At 74.1% G+C, this 20,992-nt stretch carries 6 protein-coding genes; all 6 read left to right on the top strand.

The features are described from left to right. Positions 1-4 precede the first annotated feature (4 nt). Genes MID12_RS32240 through MID12_RS03540 form a run of 6 tightly spaced genes read left to right on the top strand, consistent with a single transcriptional unit; the run spans position 5 to position 20,934 of the window. The gene (locus MID12_RS32240) at positions 5-12,469 is read left to right on the top strand and encodes an SDR family NAD(P)-dependent oxidoreductase (RefSeq protein ID WP_317633361.1); all 12,465 of its coding nucleotides are present in this window, start codon (positions 5-7) and stop codon (positions 12,467-12,469) included. Positions 12,470-12,499: 30 nt separating this feature from the next. Then, positions 12,500-13,717, top strand: coding sequence for a macrolide family glycosyltransferase (locus MID12_RS03560; RefSeq protein WP_263164828.1), 1,218 nt, complete (start codon positions 12,500-12,502; stop codon positions 13,715-13,717). Then, positions 13,714-15,288, top strand: a complete 1,575-nt coding sequence (locus tag MID12_RS03555; protein WP_263164826.1) for an FAD-dependent oxidoreductase — start codon at positions 13,714-13,716, stop codon at positions 15,286-15,288. The genes MID12_RS03560 and MID12_RS03555 overlap by 4 nt, the downstream gene beginning before the upstream one ends. Positions 15,289-15,296: 8 nt before the next feature. Continuing rightward, entirely contained in the window at positions 15,297-17,408 is a 2,112-nt protein-coding gene (gene pabB, locus MID12_RS03550; RefSeq protein ID WP_263164824.1) for an aminodeoxychorismate synthase component I, read from the top strand. Next, entirely contained in the window at positions 17,405-19,753 is a 2,349-nt protein-coding gene (locus tag MID12_RS03545; protein ID WP_263164822.1) for a beta-glucosidase family protein, read from the top strand. Before pabB ends, MID12_RS03545 begins: the two co-directional genes overlap by 4 nt. Further along, positions 19,750-20,934, top strand: coding sequence for a 4-hydroxybenzoate 3-monooxygenase (locus MID12_RS03540; protein ID WP_263164820.1), 1,185 nt, complete (start codon positions 19,750-19,752; stop codon positions 20,932-20,934). Before MID12_RS03545 ends, MID12_RS03540 begins: the two co-directional genes overlap by 4 nt. Positions 20,935-20,992: the final 58 nt, after the last annotated feature.

Here is a 20,992-nt window from a genome sequence, read left to right as displayed (position 1 = left end):
TTGAGTGGGGGGTCACGGGGTGGGCACTGCTCCCGTCCGTACGCTTGCGGACATTCTGCGGACGCATGCCCTGGAGCGTCCCGAGGTGATCGCCTACGTTGACAAGGCGCGCAGCCTCACCTACTCCGCGTTGGAGTCCTCCACCGCCCGCCTCGCCGGCCATTTCGCCGAATGGGGAATCGCCCCCGGCAGCAATGCCCTTATCTGCCTCGGTAACCGGGTGGAAATGGTGGAGAGCGCGCTCGCACTCACCCGTGCGGAACTCGTCGGAATTCCCGTGAACCCGCATTCCTCGGACGCCGAGATCGCGCACATTCTCACCGACTCCGAGGCCGTTCTCGTCATCACCGACGAATCCCGAGCCGATCTGTTCCGGGCCCTGGACGAGGGTTCCGGCCGCCTGCACCGGGTGGTGGTCGCCGATTCCGGAAAGATCACTGAGGGTGATCCCCGGCTGCACGACCACCGCACCCTGCGGACCACCGAGCCCACCGCGCCCGCCCGCGACGGCATGCGCCCCGAGGACCTCGCCTGGATGCTCTACACCTCCGGCACGACCGGGGCGCCCAAGGGCGTGCTCTCCACCCAGTACGCCGGACTCTGGTCCGCCGCCCACGGCTACACCGCCCTGCTCGGCATCGAGCCGGGGGACCGCCTGCTGTGGCCGCTGCCCCTGCACCACAGCTTCGCCTTCAACCTCTGCGTCCTCGGGGTGGTCACCGCCGGGGCGACCGCCCGGATCATGGCCGATTTCGCACCCGACGAGGTCCTCGCCGAACTCCGCGACGGGCAGTACAGCCTGATGGCGGCCGTTCCGACGACGCTCCACCAACTGGTCGCCGCCGCCGAGGAGATCGCCCCCGCGCTCGGCGGACTGCGGGCCCTCCTGGTGGCGGGCGCCCTCACCGGCGCCGCGCTCGGCGAACGCTTCAGGACCGCCTTCGGCGTGCCCCTGATCGACAGCTACGGAAGCTCCGAGACCACCGGCGTCATCACCTGCAACACCCTCCACGAGCCCCGCAGGCCCGGTTCCTGCGGCAAGGCGGTGCCCGGAATCGGGGTACGGGTCGTCGACCCCCGGACGCGGCGGGACCGCGCGGCCGGCGAGGAGGGCGAGATCTGGGTCTCGTCGCCGAGCCTGATGACCGGCTACCACCGCGCCCCCGAACAGAGTGCCCGCGCCTTCCACGACGGCTGGTACCGCACCGGCGACATGGGCGTCCTCGACGAGGACGGCTATCTGCGCATCACCGGCCGCCTCAAGGAACTCATCATCCGCGGTGGCGAGAACATGCACCCCGCCGAGATCGAGGACGTGCTCCGGGAGAGCCCCGAGGTCGCCGACGCCGCCGTCGTCGCCCGCCCGCACACCCGGCTCGGCGAGGTCCCGGTGGCCTATCTGGTGCCGAGGCCGGGCCACCGGCTGCCCGTCGCCGCCCTGGTACGGCGGCTGCGCGAACGCCTCGCCTACTTCAAGGTGCCCGCCGAACTGCGCCTGACCGGGCGGATACCGCGGACCGTCTCCGGCAAGACCATGCGCCGCCTGGTCGCCGAGGAGCCCTCCCGTCTGCTCGCCGCCACCACGAGCCACCACCCCCGCCTGCTCGGCGCGGCCCCCGGCCACCCGGCCCTGCCCGCCACCCTCCCGGCCGAGGACACCAGCCCTCTCGCCGGACGGCCGGTACTGCTGCTGACGCCGGGCACCGCGCCTCCCGGGGCAACCGCCTCCGCCGCTCGGGCGGGGGACGGCCTCGGGCCCGCCGACTCCCCGTCCTCCACGGCGCCCGGAACCCCCGAGGGCCCCGAACCGGCACCGGACCCGATACGCGAACTGGCCGACCACCTCGCCACCCAGCACGGCTGCCCGGACGTGCGCCAGGAGACCGCACCCGAAGCCTGGCGCGCCACCGCGGCACGGCACCCGGATCATGCGCTGGTGCTGGTCATCCCGGAGACGGCCGCCGCCGAAGAGCGCGCCAACTCGGTAACACGGGCGCGGCAGTTGACCGGCGAACTCGCCGCCGCCGGACGGACGGTGCTCTTCCTCGGCACCGAGCCCGGCGTCACCCCGGCCGGGCTCCGGGACGCCCTCGACGCCGCCCTCCTCGAAGGAGCCACCGAGGTACGGGTGCGCGCCACCGACCTGCCCGCGCCCGCTCTGCCCGCCGCGCTCGCCCCGGACCCCGACCGCGCCGCCCGGCTCGCCGAGGCACTGGGCGCCCTGACCGGACCCGCACGGCACGGCCGCCTCCTCGCCCTGGTCGGCCGCGCCCTCTCCGATGTCCTCGGCACCCCGTTTTCGGACAGCGGCGACGCGCGTAAATCCTTCCGCTCCCTCGGCTTCGACTCGCTCGCCTCGGTCGAACTGCGCAACCGCCTGGTCGCCGAGACCGGTCTCGCGCTGCCCGCCTCCGCCGCCTTCGACCACCCGAACCCGGGCGCCCTCGCCGACCACCTGCACACCGCGCTGCTCGGCGCCCCCGCACCCGTACCGACCACCGCCGCGCACCCCCTGAGCAGCGAGGACGATCCGATCGTGCTGGTGGGGGCGGCGTGCCGGTTCCCGGGTGGGGTGCGTTCGCCGGAGGGGCTGTGGGAGTTGGTGGCCTCGGGCGGGGATGCGGTGGGGCCGTTCCCGGAGGACCGGGGCTGGGATCTGGAGGGCCTGTTCGCCCCGGATCCGGAGGTGCCCGGGACGACGTACACGGCCGAGGGCGGCTTTCTCGGTCAAGTGGCTGATTTCGACGCGGAGTTCTTCGGGATCTCGCCGCGTGAGGCGCTGGCGATGGATCCGCAGCAGCGGTTGCTCCTGGAGACCTCCTGGGAGCTCCTGGAGAACGCGGGCATCGACCCCGACTCCCTGCGCGGCAGCCGCACCGGCGTCTTCGCCGGGCAGATGTACCACGACTACGCCCAGCGCCTCACCGAGGAGCCCGGACTCGACGGATATCTGAGCACCGGCCTCGCGGGCAGCGTGCTCTCCGGCCGTCTGTCGTACTTCTACGGGTTCGAGGGCCCGGCGCTGACGGTGGACACGGCGTGCTCGTCCTCGTTGGTCGCCTTGCATCTGGCGGCCGAGTCGCTGCGCCGCGGTGAGTGCACCCTCGCGCTCGCGGGCGGCGTCGCGGTGATGTCGACCCCGGCCTCCTTCGTGGACTTCAGCCGTCAGCGCGGACTCGCCGCCGACGGCCGCTGCAAGCCCTTCTCCGCCGCGGCGGACGGCACCGGCTGGTCGGAGGGTGTGGGTCTGCTTCTGGTGGAGCGGTTGTCGGACGCGCGGCGCAACGGGCACGAGGTGCTGGCGGTGGTGCGCGGTTCGGCGGTGAATCAGGACGGTGCGTCCAACGGCCTGTCGGCGCCGAACGGTCCTTCGCAGCAGCGGGTGATCCGTCAGGCGCTCGCCAATTCCGGTCTGTCGGCCGGGGAGGTGGACGCGGTCGAGGCGCACGGTACGGGGACCGCGCTCGGTGATCCGATCGAGGCGCAGGCGCTGCTCGCGACATACGGGCAGGAGCGGGCCGAGGGCCGTCCGCTTCTGGTCGGCGCGGTGAAGTCGAACCTCGGGCATACGCAGGCGGCGGCCGGTGTCGCCGGGGTGCTGAAGATGGTGTGGGCGATGCGGGAGGGCCTGCTGCCGCGCACCCTGCACGTGGAGGAGCCGAGTCCGCACGTGGACTGGTCTTCCGGTGCGGTGGAGCTGCTGACCAGCGAGCGCGCCTGGCCGGGAGCTGCGGACCGGCCGCGTCGGGCTGCCGTCTCCTCCTTCGGGATCAGCGGCACCAACGCCCACGTCATCCTCGAAGAGGCACCCGCGCCCGCTGCCGGGGAGGAGAGCCCCCGGGACACCGCGGCGGCACCCGGCTGGGCCGCCCCGCTCGTTCTCTCCGCCCGCAGCGAGCCCGGCCTGCGCGCCCAGGCCGCCGCCCTGCACACGCACCTCACCGAACGCCCCGAACTCCCGCTGAGCGACGCCGCGTTCACCCTCGCCACCACCCGCGCCACCCTGGAACACCGCGCCGCGTTCCCCGCCCAGGACAGGGACACCCTGCTGCGCGCGCTCTCCGCACTGGCCGAGGGCACCCCGACACCGGACACCTTCCAGGGCAAGGGCGCGGCCCAAGGCGGCGCGTCGGCCTTCCTGTTCACGGGGCAGGGGGCGCAACGGGTGTGTATGGGCCGGGAGTTGTATGCGTCCTTCCCTGCCTTCGCGGAGGCCTTCGATGCGGTGTGTGCGGAGCTGGACGCTTGCCTGAGTGCGGGTGAGTCGCTGAAGGCTGTCGTCTTCGGTGGGGATGCGGAGGCGCTGGACCGTACGGGGTGGGCGCAGCCTGCCTTGTTTGCTGTGGAAGTGGCGTTGTTCCGGTTGGTGGAGTCGTGGGGTGTGCGGCCGGACTTCCTGCTCGGGCACTCGATCGGTGAGATTGCTGCCGCGTATGTGGCGGGGGTGTTTTCGCTTGCTGATGCGGCTCAACTGGTGGCTGCGCGGGGTCGGTTGATGCAGGCGTTGCCTTCGGGTGGTGCGATGCTCGCGGTTTCCGTGGCAGCGGGGGAGGCTGCCCGTCTGTGTGCGGGTTACGTGGGCCGGGTGGAAGTCGCCGCGGTCAATGGCCCGTTGGCGTGCGTGCTGTCCGGTGATGCGGATGCGGTGGCGGAGATCGAGGAGGCGGCGCGCGAGGCTGGTCACCGGGTGAAGCGGCTCTCGGTGAGCCATGCGTTCCATTCCCCGCGTATGGACCCGATGCTCGCCGAATTCGCCACGGTCGTAGGCGGGTTGACCCTGTCCGCGCCCCGGATCCCGCTCGTCTCGAACGTGACCGGCGAGCTGGCGCAGCCAGCCGAGCTGACTACTCCCGACTACTGGGTACGCCACGTCCGTCAGACCGTTCTCTTCCACGACGGCGTACGCACCCTCTCGGACGCCGGAGTCACCCGTTTCCTCGAACTGGGCCCGGAAGCGGTCCTGACCGCCTTGGTGCGGGAGGCCGTGCCCAGTACAGATGCGGGACCCGAACCCCTCGCGGTGCCGGTGCTCCGAAGCGGAGTCGGTGAGGAGCGCTCGGCGGCTGCCGCGCTCGGTGCCTTGTTCTGCGCCGGTGTCGTCCCCGACTGGCGTGCCGTTTACGGGAGTTCGGGTGCGCGGCGGGTCGCGCTGCCCACGTATGCCTTCCAGGGGCGGCGCTACTGGCCCTCGCTCCCCATGAAGGCGGCCGGTGGCGGCCCCCGTGCCGAGGAGCTGCTGTACGAGGTCGTCTGGGAGCCCCTGGACCTCGCCCCGGGCACCGGCGGTCCGGCTCAGGTCGGCGGCGCCGGCACCTGGCTCGCGGTGACGGATACCGAGGACGCGTTCACCGGGGAGTGCCTGGCGGCGCTGGCGGCGGCGGGCGCCGAGGTCGTACGGCTTCCGCTGACCGGCAGGCTCGACCGCGTGGCGCTCGCCGAGCAGCTGTCCCAGGCCACCGCCGCGGCCCGGCCGAGCAGGATCGTCGCCCTGCTGCACGGTGAACATGCCCCGCTGCACGGCCTGTTGCTGCTGCAAGCCGCGGCCGACTGCGGAACCGAGGCGCGCCTTCACCTGGTCACGCGCGGTGCCGTGGACGTGGGCTCGCCCGAGGGTGCCCGTACCCCGGAGGGCAGCCCTCGCGCGGCGCAGGAGCACGCCCGCGTGCGGGTCGATCAGGCGCAGCTCTGGGGGCTCGGCCGTGTCGCCGCGCTGGAGGCGCCCGGCACCTGGGGCGGACTCGTCGACCTTCCCGAGCCGGAGACGCACAAGGACGGCGACGGGGACACGGCCCAGGAGTCCGTGACCAGGGCCTTCGCCGCCCAGCTCATGGGCGGGTCGGCGGAGGGCGAGGTGGCCGTGCGGGCGGACGGCGCCTCTGCGCGGCGCCTGGTCGCCGTCCCGACGCCGCGGGCAGCGGCGGAGACCGGTGAGCCCTGGGCCGCCTCCGGCACGGGCACGGTCCTCGTGACCGGCGGTACCGGCGCGCTCGGTGCGAAGGTGGCCCGGCACCTCGCGAAGGCGGGCGCCGCCCATCTGCTGCTCACCGGACGCCGGGGCCCCGATGCCCCGGGCGCCGCCGAACTCCGTGCGGAACTGCAGGAATTGGGTGCCGAGGTGACCCTCGCCGCCTGCGATGTGGCGGACGGCGAGGCGCTGGCCGCGCTGCTCGACGGCATCCCGGCCGACCGCCCCCTGACCGCAGTGGTGCACGTGGCGGGCGTCCTGGACGACGGGGTCCTCACCGCCCTGACCCCGGAGCGCCTGGAACGCGTGCTCGCCGCCAAGACGGGCGGCGCGCTGCACCTGGACCGGCTGACCCGCGCGTACCCCCTCGACACCTTCGTCCTGTTCTCCTCGCTCGCGGGAGTCGTCGGCGCGGCGGGCCAGGCCAACTACGCGATGGCCAACGCCGCCCTGGACGCGCTGGCCGCCCGCCGCCGCCAGGAGGGGCTGCCCGCGACGGCGGTGGCCTGGGGCGCCTGGGAGGGCGAGGGCATGGCCGCGGAGGCGGCGACCGTCCGCGAGCGCCTGCGCCGCACCGGGATGCGCCCGATGCGGGCCCGGGCCGCGCTCGGCGCCCTGGAGGCCGTACTGCGGTCGGGCCGGACCGCCGTACTCGCCGCCGATGTCGACTGGGAGCGGTACGGGCAGGCGCACGGGGCCGCGGCGGTGGTGCAGCGCGGGCTGCTGCGGCATCTGCTCGCGGTGCCGGCCGCGCCCACCGCCCCCGAGGGCGCCGGGCCGAACGCGCTCCTCGCCTCCCTGACCGGCCGCCCGGCGGACCAACAGCAGGCGCTGCTGGTCGAGTTGATCCGTACGCACGCCGCCGAACTGCTGATGCACGAGTCCGCCGAAGCGGTCGACCCGGCGAAGTCCTTCCGGGCCCTCGGCTTCGACTCGCTCGCCTCCGTGGAACTGCGCAACCGCCTCGCCCTCGCCACCGGACTGGCCCTGCCCGCCTCGCTCGCCTTCGACCGGCCGAGCCCCGAGGTGCTCGCCGCCTTCCTGCGCACCGAACTGCTCGGCGGCCCGGAGGCGGTAGGGGAGGCCGCCGTCCCGCACCCCGTCACCACCGGCGACGATCCGATCGTGCTGGTGGGGGCGGCGTGCCGTTTCCCAGGTGGGGTGCGTTCCCCGGAAGCGCTGTGGGAGTTGGTGGCCTCGGGCGGGGACGCGGTCGGGCCTTTCCCGGAGGACCGGGGCTGGGATCTGGAGGGCCTGTTCGCCCCGGATCCGGAGGTGCCCGGGACGACGTATGCGACCCAGGGCGGCTTTCTCGGTCAAGTGGCTGATTTCGACGCGGAGTTCTTCGGGATCTCGCCGCGTGAGGCGCTGGCGATGGATCCGCAGCAGCGGTTGCTCCTGGAGACCTCCTGGGAACTCCTGGAGAACGCCGGGGTGCTGCCGGGCTCGCTGCGCGGCAGCCGGACCGGGGTCTTCGTCGGCTCCAACGGCCAGGACTACACCTCCCTGGTCGCCCGCTCCGCCGAGGACCTGGAGGGCTACCTCGGCACCGGTGGCGCCGTCAGCGTCGCCTCCGGCCGTCTGTCGTACTTCTACGGGTTCGAGGGCCCGGCGCTGACGGTGGACACGGCGTGCTCGTCCTCGCTGGTCGCGCTGCATCTGGCGGCCGAGTCGCTGCGCCGCGGCGAGTGCAGCCTCGCGCTCGCGGGCGGTGTCACCGTCATGTCCACCCCCCAGGCCTTCGTGGACTTCAGCCGTCAGCGCGGGCTCTCCGCCGACGGCCGGTGCCGCGCCTTCGCGGCGGACGCGGAGGGCACCGGCTGGGGCGAGGGCGTGGGTCTGCTCCTGGTGGAGCGGTTGTCGGACGCGCGGCGCAACGGGCACGAGGTGCTGGCGGTGGTGCGAGGTTCGGCGGTGAATCAGGACGGTGCGTCCAATGGCCTGTCGGCGCCGAACGGTCCTTCGCAGCAGCGGGTGATCCGTCAGGCGCTCGCCAACTCCGGTCTGTCGGCCGGGGAGGTGGACGCGGTCGAGGCGCACGGTACGGGGACGGCGCTCGGTGACCCGATCGAGGCGCAGGCCTTGCTCGCGACGTACGGCGAGGAGCGGGCCGGGGACCGTCCGCTGTGGCTGGGTTCGGTGAAGTCGAACCTCGGGCATACGCAGGCGGCGGCCGGTGTGGCGGGCGTGCTGAAGATGGTGTGGGCGATGCGCGAAGGCCTGCTGCCACGCACCCTGCACGTCGAGGAGCCGAGCCCGCACGTGGACTGGTCCTCGGGCGCGGTGGAGCTGCTGACCAGCGAGCGCGCCTGGCCGGGAGCTGCGGACCGGCCGCGTCGGGCTGCCGTCTCCTCCTTCGGGATCAGCGGCACCAACGCCCATGTCATCCTCGAAGAGGCACCCGCCTTCCTCGACGAGATACCGGGCCCGGACCTCGGCCAGACCCCGGCGGTGCAGCCCTCCGAGGGCCAGGCCCCGGCGGCGCAAGTCCCCGTACCCCTGCTGCTCTCCGCGCACAGCCCCGAGGCCCTGCGCGACCAGGCCGACCGCCTGCGCGCCCATCTCGCCGCGCACCCGGACCTCGACCTCACCGAGGTCGGCCGCGCCCTCGCCCAGTCCCGCACCCCCTTCCCCTACCGCACGGCACCTCTCGCCGACCCCCTCGACCCGACCGCCGCCCTCGACGCCCTCGCCACCGCCGGAACCACCCCTGAAACAGCCTCCGTCCAACCGGGCGGCCTCGCCTTCCTGTTCACGGGGCAGGGGTCGCAACGGCCGGACATGGGACGGGAGTTGTACGAGGCATTCCCCGCCTTCGCCGAGGCTTTCGACGCCGTGTGCGCGGAACTCGACCGTCACTTGGGCCGGTCGCTGAAGGGCGTGGTCTTCGGCGGGGACGCAGCGGAGTTGAACCGGACGGGGTGGGCGCAGCCCGCTCTCTTCGCTCTGGAAGTGGCGTTGTTCCGGTTGGTGGAGTCGTGGGGTGTGCGGCCGGACTTCCTTCTGGGGCATTCGATTGGGGAGATCGCCGCCGCGCATGTGGCGGGGGTGTTCTCCCTTTCTGACGCGGCTCAACTCGTCGCTGCGCGGGGCCGGTTGATGCAGGCGTTGCCTTCGGGTGGGGCGATGCTCGCGGTGTCGGTCCCGGCGGAGGAGGCTTCCCGTCTGTGTGCGGGTTACGTGGGCCGGGTGGAAGTCGCCGCGGTCAATGGCCCGTTGGCGTGCGTACTGTCCGGTGATGCGGATGCGGTGGCGGAGATCGAGGAGGCGGCGCGCGAGGCTGGTCACCGGGTGAAGCGGCTCGCGGTGAGCCATGCGTTCCATTCCCCGCGTATGGACCCGATGCTCGCCGAATTCGCCACGGTCGTGGGCGGGTTGAGTCTGTCCGCGCCCCGGATCCCGCTCGTCTCGAACGTGACCGGCGAGCTGGCCGAGCCTGCCGAGCTGACCACTCCCGACTACTGGGTACGCCACGTCCGCCAGAGCGTCCTCTTCCACGACGGCGTACGCACCCTCGCCGACGCCGGAGTCACGCGCTACCTCGAACTCGGCCCCGACGCGGTCCTCACGGCGCTGGCGCAGGACTGCCTCGGCGCGTCCGGAGCCGTGCCGGGCGCAGGCGAGGCCGGGCGCCCGTCGCGAGCGCCCCGTGCCTTCGCCGCCGTGCTGCGCCGGGACCGGTCCGAGCTCCGCACGGTCGCGGCCCTGTGGGGCGAGCTGTTCCGCTGGGAGGTCCCGGTGGACTGGGCCGCCTGCCTCGGTCGGCCCGCCGGGCGGGTGCCGCTGCCCACCTACGCCTTCCGGAAGGTGCGGTACTGGCCGCGTCCGCGTAGCGGCGCCTCGTACGAGCCGGGGGCGCATCCGCTGCTCGATAGCGTTGTCGAGCGGGCGGGGTCGGCGGAACTCCTGTTCACCGGGCGGCTCTCGGTACGTACGCACCCTTGGCTGGCGGACCATGTGGTCGGCTCGGCGGTGCTGCTGCCGGGTACGGGCTTCGTGGAGATGGCGCTGTACGCGGGCCGGGTGGCGGGCGCCGGTGCGCTGGAGGAGCTGACCGTCCAGGCACCGCTGAGGCTGACCGGGTCGGCTGCGGTCGAGGTGCAGGTGGCCGTGGCCCCGCTCGGTGCGGCGGAGGCGGCCGAGGAAGGGGAGCCGGAGCGCTGGTCGGTGACCGTGCACGGACGGGCCGCCGGGGACCCGGAGGCCGCCTGGACGCGGCACGCCACCGGGGTGCTCGGCCCCGAGCCGGAGGCGCCGCCCGCCTTCGACGAGCCCTGGCCGCCGCGGGACGCCGAGGAGCTCGACCCCGCGGAGATCTATCTGCGGGCCGAGGGGATGGGCTTCGCCTACGGACCCGTGCTGCGCGGTCTGCGTGCCGTATGGCGGCGCGGGGAGGAGGTCTTCGCGGAGGTGGCCCTGGAGGGCGAGGACGGCGCCGGGCACCTGGTGCATCCGGCGCTCCTGGACGCGGCCCTGCACACCGGCTTCGTCGACACCCCGGGGGCCGGGGACACCGCCGGGCGGCTGCCGTTCGTCTGGCAGGGCGTCACGGTCGCGGGGGCCGAACCGGCCGCGGGCCGGGTGCGGTTGCGGCGGCTCGGGGAGGACGAACTCTCCCTGGACCTGCGGGACGCGGCGGGCCGTACGGCCGTCCGCATCGCCTCGCTGAAGCTGCGCCGGGCCGGGTCCGGGGATCTCGCGCCCGCGGGCGTGGGCCTGCACACTCTGGAGTGGGAGCCGCTGGCGCGGGAACTCCCGGCCTTCGCGGGCGAGGTGGCGGTACTCGGCGCCGATCCCGCCGGGGTGGCGAAGGCCCTCGGGGCGGACGCCCACCCCGACCTGAAGGCGCTGGAGGACTCCTTCGCCCTGCCGGACGCCGTGGTCCGCGCCCTGGACCTCACCGGGCCCTCGGGCACCGAGGACTCCGTACGCGAGGCGAAGCGTGCGGTGTGGGAGACGGCGACCCTGCTGCGGGAGTGGGTGGAGAGCCCGCTGTACGAGACCGCGCGGCTGACGCTGCTCGTCCCGGCGAGCGGCACCGGCACCGCCTCCGGCGCGGTGCGGGCGATGCTGCGGACCGCGCAGTCCGAGCACCCGGGGAAGATCCAGGTCGTGGCGGGCGACAGCGGTCTCCCGGCCGCGGCGCTCTCGGCCGAGGAGCGTGAACTCGCCGTACTGGGCGATGAGTTGCACGTACCGCGACTGGTGCCCGCGAAGGCCCCCGCTGGGGACGCGTGGCCGGAGCTGAGCGGTGGCGCGGTCCTGATCACCGGCGGTACCGGCGGGCTCGGCGCGGTTCTCGCCCGGCACCTGGTGCGGGCGCACGGGGTCCGCGATCTCGTCCTGCTCAGCCGTGCCGCGGGGGAGGAGCGGGACGCCGAACTGGCCGCCGCGCTACGGGAGTCGGGGGCCGAGGTGGCGCTCGTCGCCTGCGAGGTGACCGACCGGGTGGCGCTGGCCCAGGTGGTGGAGGGGCTCGGCAGGCCGCTGACGGCGGTCTTCCACGCGGCGGGCATCGTCGACGACGGGCTGCTGACCGGGCTCACCGAGGAGCAGTTCACCCGGGTGATGGACGTCAAGGCGGAGGGGGCGCTCGCCCTGCACGAGGTCACCGCCAAGCAGGCGCCCCAGGCCTTTGTGCTCTTCTCCTCCGCGGCCGGGGTGCACGGCAGCCCCGCGCAGGCCAACTACGCGGCGGCCAACGGCTTCCTGGACGCCTTCGCGGTCCATCTGCACGGGCTCGGGCTGCCCGCGCTCTCCCTCCAGTGGGGTCCCTGGGCCGAGGAGCGCGGGATGGCGGGGCGCCTCGGCGCGGACGCCCTCGCCCGGATGGCCCGGCACGGCACCCTGCCGCTCGGCAACGAGGAGGCGCTGTCCCTGCTGGACGCCGCGCTCGCCACCGGAGGCCTGCCGAACCTGGTGGCCGTCAAGGAGTCCGCGCCCGCCGCCGCCCCCCGGCGCGCGCTCCGCCCGGCACCGGCCGCCGGGCCCCCGCTCGCCGCGCAGCTCGCCGCCGCCGACGAGGCGCAGCGCAGGCGGCTGCTCGACGACCTCGTCCACCGGGAGACGGCCGCCGTCCTCGGGCACGGCGGGGGCGCGCGGATCGCCGGGGAGAAGTCCTTCCGGGAACTCGGGCTCGACTCGCTCGCCGCCGTCGAACTGCGCAACCGCCTCGGCGAGCGGACCGGCCTGAGCCTGACACCGACCCTGGTCTTCGACTTCCCGACCCCGGCGGCGCTCACCGAGCACCTGGTCGCGGAGCTGGCCCCGGCCGCGGACGCGCCCGCGCAGTCGGTGATCCGCGGGCTCGACGAGCTGGAGCGGATGCTCCGGGCGGCCGGACCCGGTTCGGCGACCGAGCGGTACGCCGAGCAACGACTACGCGCCCTGATGGCCCAAGTCGGCGGCGCGGCAAGGAAATCGGAGTCCGATGAGGCGAGGGCCGCGATGGACGTCAGCGACGAGGAGCTGTTCGAGATCTTGGACGGGGAGATCGGGATCTGACCGGCACGGCCGGGAGACCTGGGGAAACTGATGGCACATATCGCATTTTTCAGCGTGGCCGCGCACGGCCATGTCTCGCCGACCTTCGGCATCGTCGCGGAGCTCGTCGCGCGCGGCCACAAGGTCACGTACTTCACCACCGGGGCCTTCGAGGAGCGGCTCACCCGGCTCGGCGCCACCGTCTGCCGCTATGACGTCGCGACCTCGCCGGGCCAGTCGCCGGGCGCCTTCGCCGCCGGGGACCCGAGCGCGCTGCCGCTGTTCTTCCTGCACGGCAGCGCGGAGCGGATCGCCCTGGCGGAGCGGCAGTTCGCCGGGGGACGCCCGGATCTGATCGTGTACGACAACACCGTGCCCTTCGCCGGGCGCGCCCTCGCCCGGCGCTGGGGCTGCCGCGCCGTGCAGTTCTTCCCCAGCATCGCCTCCAGCCGGGGCTACGCCCTGATGGACGCCATGCTGGAGCGCACCGGCCGCTCCGCCGAACACGAGGCCCACACCGCGGAGTTCGACCGGCGGCTCGGCGCCTTCCTGGCCGAGGCGGGGCTCGGCGGACTCGGCACCGAGGAGTTCATGGACTTCGAGGAGGAACTCAACCTGGCTTTCCTGCCACGGGAGTTCCAGCCCCGCGAGGAGAGCTTCGGCCCGCACTACCGCTTCGTCGGGCCGAGCCTCGGCGGCCGCGCGGACGAGGGGAGCTGGCAGCCCCCCGCAGGCGGCAGGCCGGTCGTCTACGTCTCCCTGGGCACCGTCTTCAACCGGGCCACCGACTTCTACCGCCGCTGCGTCGAGGCCTTCGAGGGCAGCGAGTTCCACCTCCTGATGTCCGTGGGGGAGGGCACCGACCCGGCCGCCCTCGGGGCGCTGCCCGGCAACGTCGAGGTGCACCCGTCCGTGCCGCAGCTGTCGGTGCTGGAGCAGGCCGCCGTCTTCGTCACCCACGGCGGCATGGGCAGCACCATGGAGGCGCTCTCCTTCGCCACCCCGATGGTCCTCGTCCCGCAGATGGTCGAGCAGGAGATCATCGCCGACCGCGTCGCCGACCTGCACCTCGGCATCCGCCTGGACCCCGCGGACTCCGATCCGGGGGCCCTGCTCGACGCCGTATGCCGGGCGGCCGGCGAGCCACGGATCGCGGAGCACGCGGCGCGGATGCGGCAGCGGATCCGGGCGGCGGGCGGCGCGCGGGCCGCCGCCGAGGCCGTCGAAGACTTGCTGCGGACCGCGGCGGAAAGGACGGCCGGGAAGTGAACGACCCCCGGATACTCATCGTCGGCGGCGGCGCCGTCGGCTCCCTGCTCGCCTGCGATCTGCTCCAGCAGGGGGTGCCGGTACGCCTCGTCGACTCCAAGCCCTCCCTCGCGGAGAGCGACCCGCACTCCCGGGCCGTGATGATCTGGCCCCGGCTCCTGGAACTCCTGGAGAAGACCGGCCTCACCAAGGCGCTCACCGCCCGCGGCCGCCCCGCGCGCGACGTCAGCTTCTTCGCGGGCGGCGAGCGCCTCGGCACCGTCCCGCTCGGCGGCCTCGACTCACCGCACCCCTTCGGACTCGGCCTCGTCCAGCGGGAGTTGGAGGATCTGCTCTGGGCGCGCCTGGCGGAACTCGGCGGCACCGTCGAGTGCGGGGTCACCCTGGAGGCGCTGGACAACTCCGGTCCGCTGCCGCGCGCCACGCTGCGGCACGCCGACGGCCGCACCGAGGAGACCAGCCCCGAGTGGCTGATCGGCGCCGACGGCGCGGGCAGCGCCACCCGGCGGCTGCTCGGCATCGACTACCCGGGGCTGCCCTTCCCGCTCGGCATCGCCCTCGGCGACTTCCCGCTGACCGGCCCGGCCGTCTCCGGCGTCGAATACCACTACGGCAGCACCGGACTGCTGCCGCTGGTCCACCTGCCGGACGGCATCTGCCGCCTCGCCACCATCGTCATGCCCGGCGAGGACGACTGGTCCGAGAAGCCGCTCGCGGACTGGCAGGCCATGGTCGACGCGCGCACCAGCATCCCCTACCGGCTCGGCGAGCCGCTGTGGAAGCGCACCTACTACCCCCGGCCCGGGGTCGCCGAGTCCTTCCGCGCCGGGCGGGTCCTGCTCGCCGGGGACGCCGCGCACTCGGTGGTGCCGCTCGGCGGCCAGGGCCTCAACCTCGGCCTGCAGGATGCCCTCAACCTGGGCTGGAAGCTCGCCGGGGTGCTCCGCGGCGACTTCGGCGCGGACCTCCTCGACAGCTATGACACCGAGCGGCAGCAGGCGGTCGAGCACATCCGGGCGCTGATCCGCACCGAGATGGAGCTCTCCGCGCCGCCTACCCCCGAGGACGCCGCCGGGCGCGACGCGGGCATCCGCGCCGCCGAGGCCTCCGGCTTCCTCGCCAAGGTCGCCGCGCCCCTGATGAGCCAGACCGGGCTGAGCTACGCCCCCCTGAACGGACCGCTGTGGCGCGCCCCGCTCAGGCGGCGCGCGGTGCCCGGCGACCGGCTGCCCCTCTTTCACGCCTCCCGCCTCGACCCGGCCGCCCCGCTCCTGGAGCAGGGCGCGCACCTGGCCGTGGTGTGGCCCGGCGACAGCAGGCCCCCGCAGTGGGACGCCCTCGTGGCGCGGGCCCGCACCGCCCTCGCCGGGCGGGCGGGCGTGCACGACCTGGCCGCCCTCGGCGCCGCCGGGCACCGCCTGCTGCGCGGCCGCTTCGGGTCCCGGCCGCTGCTCGCCCTGGTACGCCCCGACGGCCACCTGGCCCACCTCGCCCCGGCCGACCGGCCCGAGGAGAGTCTCGCCCACCTCGACCGGCTCACGCCCCGGTCCCCGGCCCCCAGCGAGAAGTGAGTGCGACCGTGCGGACTCTGCTGATCGACAACTACGACTCCTACACCTACAACCTCTTCCACCTCCTGGGACAGGTCAACGGCGAGGAGCCCGACGTCCTCACCAACGACGCCGGGGAGCTGCCCGACCTCGACCGCTACGACAACGTGGTGATCTCGCCCGGGCCCGGCCACCCGGCGCGCCCCCGCGACTTCGGCATCTCCCTGGACGTGCTGCGCAAGACCGAGCTGCCCGTGCTCGGGGTCTGCCTCGGCCACCAGGGGCTCGCCGTCTCCGAGGGCGGCGAGGTCATCCCCGCCCCGCGCGCCCGGCACGGGCACGTCACCCGGGTGGTGCACAACGGCGACCCGCTCTTCGGCGGCATCCCCGTCGAGTTCGGGGCGGTGCGCTACCACTCGCTGTGCGTGGCCGAGCCGCTGCCGCACGAGTTGGAGGCCATCGCCCGCTCCGAGGACGGCGTCGTGCAGGCGCTGCGGCACCGGCGGCTGCCGCGCTGGGGCGTGCAGTTCCACCCGGAGTCCATCGAGACCGAGCACGGACTGCGGCTGATGGCCAACTTCCGTGATCTGAGCCGGAGTTCGGGCAGCGCCCCGAGGGGCCGCGGCGGCGTGTCGGAAACCAGCGGACCCGTACGGGAGGAGCCCGCGGCCCCCGTCCAGGCGCAGCGCTACCGGCTGCACGTACGCGAACTCGCGGGCGCCGTCGACACCGAGGCCGCCTTCCAGGAGCTCTACGCGGACTCCGCGCACGCCTTCTGGCTGGACAGCGCCCGCGTCGAGGAGGGACTGTCCCGGTTCTCCTTCCTCGGCGACGGCTCGGGGCCGCTCGCCGAGACCGTGCGCTACCGCACCGGCGAGGGGCTCGTCGTGGTCGACGCCGCACGGCCCTCCGTACACCGCGAGTCCGTATTCGACTACCTCAAGCGGGAGTTGACCCGACGCGAGATCGAAGCCCCGCCGCTGCCCTTCGACTTCACCGGCGGCTACGTCGGCTACTTCGGCTACGAACTCAAGGCCGACTGCGGCTCCCCGAACGCCCACACCGCCCGGACCCCGGACGCCGTATGGCTGTTCGCCGACCGCTTCCTCGCCGTCGACCACGCCGCCCGGCGCACCTACCTCCTCGCCCTCAGCGAGGGCCCCGACACCGGGGCCGCGACCCGCTGGCTGGAGCGGACCGCCGCCCGGCTCGCCGCGCTCGGCCCCCTCGACGAGCCGCCCGCCGTCGCCTCCGGCCCGGTCGAGCCCCGCCTCGCCCACGGCCGGGAGGCCTATGTCCGCGCGGTCCAGGCCAGCCAGGACCACCTGCACGCGGGCGAGAGCTACGAGGTCTGCCTGACCAACTCCGCCGACTTCCCCGCGTACGACAGCGGCTGGGAGACCTACCGCAGGCTGCGCAGGCTCAACCCGGCGCCGTACGCGGCCTTCCTGCACCTCGGTGACCTGGACGTGGCCTGCTCCTCGCCGGAGCGCTTCCTCAGGATCAGCCCCGGCGGCACGGCCGAGACCAAGCCGATCAAGGGCACCGCCCCGCGCGGCGCGACCCCCGCCGAGGACGAGGCCGCCCGCCGCGAACTGGTCTCCAGCGCCAAGACCCGCGCCGAGAACCTGATGATCGTCGACCTGCTCCGCAACGACCTCGGGCGGGTCTGCGAGGTCGGCTCGGTCGAGGTGCCGGTGCTGATGGCGGCCGAGAGCTACGCCACCGTGCACCAGCTCGTCTCCACCATCCGCGGCCGCCTCAAGCCGGGCGCCGACGCCGTCGACTGCGTACGGGCCTGCTTCCCCGGCGGCTCGATGACCGGCGCGCCCAAGCTGCGCACCCTGGAGATCATCGAATCCCTGGAGCGGCGCGCCCGCGGCATCTACTCCGGCTCCCTCGGCTATCTGTCCTGCAACGGCGCCGCCGACCTCAACATCGTCATCCGCACCATGGTCCGCACCGGGGACCGCTGGGAACTCGGCGCGGGCGGCGCCATCGTCCTCGACTCCGACCCGGTGGACGAGTACGAGGAGATGCTGCTCAAGGCCGACGCCCCGGCCCGCGCCCTGCGCGCCCACCCCCTGTCGGCCGCCGCTGCCGCCGCACCCGCCGAGTCCAACGGAAGTGACCTCGCATGACCCCGCAGACACCCCAGACCGATGTGACCGCTCTGGTCGAGGCGATGACCCGGCAGGAGAAGCTCTCCTTCCTCCACGGCGCCGACGACCCCGAGCAGCTCGGCCAGTCCGGCTACATCCCGGGCGTCCCGCGGCTCGGCATCCCGCCGCTGCGGATGACCGACGGCCCCGCGGGCGTGCGCATGAAGCGCAAGACCACCACCGCGCTGCCCGCCCCGATCGCCCTGTCCTGCGCCTTCGACGAGGAACTCGCCGCCCGCTACGGGGAGTTCCTCGGCCACGAGGCCCGCGCCAAACGCCAGGACGTACTGATCGGTCCGATGCTCAACCTGCTCCGCCAGCCCTTCGGCGGCCGCAACTTCGAGCTGTACGGGGAGGATCCGCTCCTGGTCACCGCGATCGGCACCGCGGTGGTGCGCGGCATCCAGGCGCAGGGCGTCATCGCGATGCCCAAGCACTTCCTCGCCAACAACCAGGAGGAGAACCGGATGACCGTCGACGTACGCGTCGACGAGCGCACCCTGCGGGAACTCGAACTCCCCGCCTTCCAGGCCGTGGTGGAGGCCGGGGCGGGTGCCCTGATGGGCGCGACCAACAGCGTCAACGGCGACTTCTCCTGCCAGAACGAGGCCCTGCTGACCACCCTGCTGCGCGAGGAGTGGGGCTTCGAGGGCTGGGTGATGAGCGACTGGGACGCCGTGCACGACACCGCCGCCGTCGAGCGCGGACTCGACCAGGAGATGCCCGACGGCAAGCACCTCGGCGCCGCCCTGGACGAGGCGGTCACCGAGGGCCGCGTCGACGAGAAGGTCCTGGACCGCTCGGTCGCCCGCATCCTCGGCCAGATGGCCCGCTTCGGCCTCCTCGACGGCAGCCAGGCCCCCGTCACCACCCGCGACGCCGCCCGCGGCAGCGCCCTCGCCCAGGAGATCGCCGAGGCCGGGGCGGTGCTTCTGCACAATCCGCGCGGGGTGCTGCCGCTGTCCGAACAGGCCTTGCGGGGCAAGGGACTTGCCGTGATCGGGCTGCCCGCCCGCACCCCCAAGACCGCCGGGGTGGGCAGCGCCCTGGTCGTCCCCGAGCGGGCGAGCACCCCCCTGGAGGTCCTCACCGAGCGGCTCGGCGCCGAGGACGTCGTCTTCCGGGTCGGCGAGGACCCGGCGGGCCGCCCGGTGCCCGCCTCCGCGCTCCAGCCGCCGTTCCGCGAGGGCGAGGTCGCCCCCGGGCCCTCCACCGAGCCCGACTACTTCTACGAGGGCCGCCTCACCATCGAGACCCCCGGCCGCTACCGCATCGCGGTCACCGCCCTCGGCGGCTACGCCGCCATCGACCTGGAGGGCCACCCCCGCGTCTTCGCGGGCAGCTCCTTCGGCGACACCGCGGGCCTCACGGCCGACCTGGAGCCCGGCACGTACAAGCTGGTGCTCTCCGCGCTGCCGGTGCCCAGCCAGCCGGTGCGGCTCACCCTCGGCTGGGTCACCCCGCAGCAGGCGCGGGCCGACATCGAGGAGGCCGTGGCGGCGGCCCGGGGCGCCGAGGCCGCCGTCGTCTTCGCCTACGACGAACTCGCCGAACTCATCGACCGCCCCGCCCTCGGGCTCCCCGGCCTCCAGGACACCCTGATCACCGAGGTGGCCAAGGCCAACCCGAACACCGTGGTCGTCCTCAACACCGGCTCCTCGGTGCCGATGCCCTGGCTGGACGAGGTCGCCGGGGTGCTCGACATCTGGTACCCGGGGGAGCGGGGCGCCGAGGCCACCGGGCGGCTGCTCTTCGGCGAGGTCAACCCGAGCGGCAAGCTCACCCAGAGCTTCCCGGTGGACGCCGCGCACACCCCCTTCGCCGGGGACGCCCGCCGCTACCCGGGTGAGGACGGCCAAGTCGACTACTCCGAGGGCCTGTTCAGCGGCTACCGCTGGCACGACAGGACCGGCACCGCCCCGCTCTTCCCCTTCGGACACGGCCTCAGCTACACCGAGTTCGCCTACCAGGACCTCGAACTCGCCGTGCGGGGCGAGGCGTTGGAGGTCTCCTTCACGGTCCGCAACACCGGGCGGCGCCCGGGCCGCGAGATCGCGCAGGTCTACCTCGGCGCGGGCCCCGAGGCCGGCGCCGAGCAGCCGCCCAGGGCGCTCGCCGGATACGCCGCCGCCACCCTGGAACCCGGCGCCGCCACCCGGCTCACCGTCACCCTCGACGCCCGCCGCTTCGCCCACTGGGACACCGGAGTGCGCGCCTGGGCCCCGGCCGCGGGCCGCCGCGCCCTCCAGGTCGGCCCCTCCTCGGCCCTGCTGCCGCTGACCGCCGAGGTGAACGTCTCGGCGACGGGGGAGCTGAGCCTGTGAGCACCGTCAGAACCCTGCGCACCCCGGTCTGCATCATCGGCGCCGGCCCCTCCGGGCTGCTCCTGTCCCGGCTCCTCAAGCTGAACGGCATCGACTCCCTCGTACTGGAGCGCCGCAGCCGCGCCTACGTGGAGAAGCGGGTACGGGCCGGGCTGCTCGAAGAGGGCACCGTGCGGACCCTGCGCGCCGCCGGGGCCGCGGACCGCCTGGACCGCGAGGGCCTGGTCCACGAGGGCTTCGAGTGGCGGCTCGACGGCGAGCACCACCGGATGCCCTTCGCCGAACTCAGCGGCGCCGCCGTGTGGATGTACGGGCAGCAGGAGGTCGTCAAGGACCTGATCGCCGTCCGCGAGGACGAACCGGGACTGCACTTCGGCGTCGAGGACGTCTCGGTGGACGCCGTCACCGGCGACGGCGCGCTCCTGCACTGCACCCTGGACGGCCGGCCCACCGAGATCGCCTGCGAGTTCCTCGCGGGCTGCGACGGCTTCCACGGGGTCAGCCGCCGCGCGATACCCGCCGGGAAGCTCACCGGCCACTCCCGTACGTACCCCTTCTCCTGGCTCGGGGTGCTCGCCGCCGCGCCGCCGATGTCCCCGGAGCTGGTCTACGCCGTCAGCGAGCACGGCTTCGCGCTGAGCAGCATGCGCTCGCACACCGTCAGCCGCCTCTACCTCCAGGTGCCGCCCGGCGAGCGCGCCGCGGACCGCAGCGACGAGGCGATCTGGCGGGAGCTGGACTTCCGCCTCACCGGCGGCACCGGCGCCCTGCCCACCGGCGACATCCTGGAGCGCGTCCTGGTGCCGCTGCGCGGCTTCGTCGCCGAACCGGTCCAGTACCGCAGGCTGTTCCTGGTCGGCGACGCCGCCCATATCGTCCCGCCGAGCGCGGCCAAGGGGCTCAACCTCGCCGTCGCGGACGCCCGGCTGCTCGCCGAGGCGCTGAGCAGCTGGTACGGGCAGGGGCGGCGCGCGGACCTCGACGCCTACGCCGGTACCGCGCTGCGCCGGGCCTGGCTCGGCCAGGAGTTCTCCGAGGCGATGACCTCCCTGCTGCACGAGGCGCCCGACGAGGAGCCCTACTCCCGCAGGCTGCGCCGGGCCCGTTTCGCGCACCTCCTGTCCTCCGAGGCCGAGGCGCGGAACTTCGCCGAGCAGTACACCGGCGTGGCCCGCCGCTGAGCCGCCCGCGGGAGACGTCCCGCGCGCGGTGCACCTTCCTTGACCAACTGGAGTCCGG

It is taken from the genome of Streptomyces sp. SCSIO ZS0520 (genome assembly GCF_025643355.1).
Taxonomy (GTDB): domain Bacteria; phylum Actinomycetota; class Actinomycetes; order Streptomycetales; family Streptomycetaceae; genus Streptomyces; species Streptomyces physcomitrii.
The sequence above is the reverse complement of the archived record's forward strand: the minus strand, read 5'-3'. Positions and strand labels throughout refer to the sequence as shown.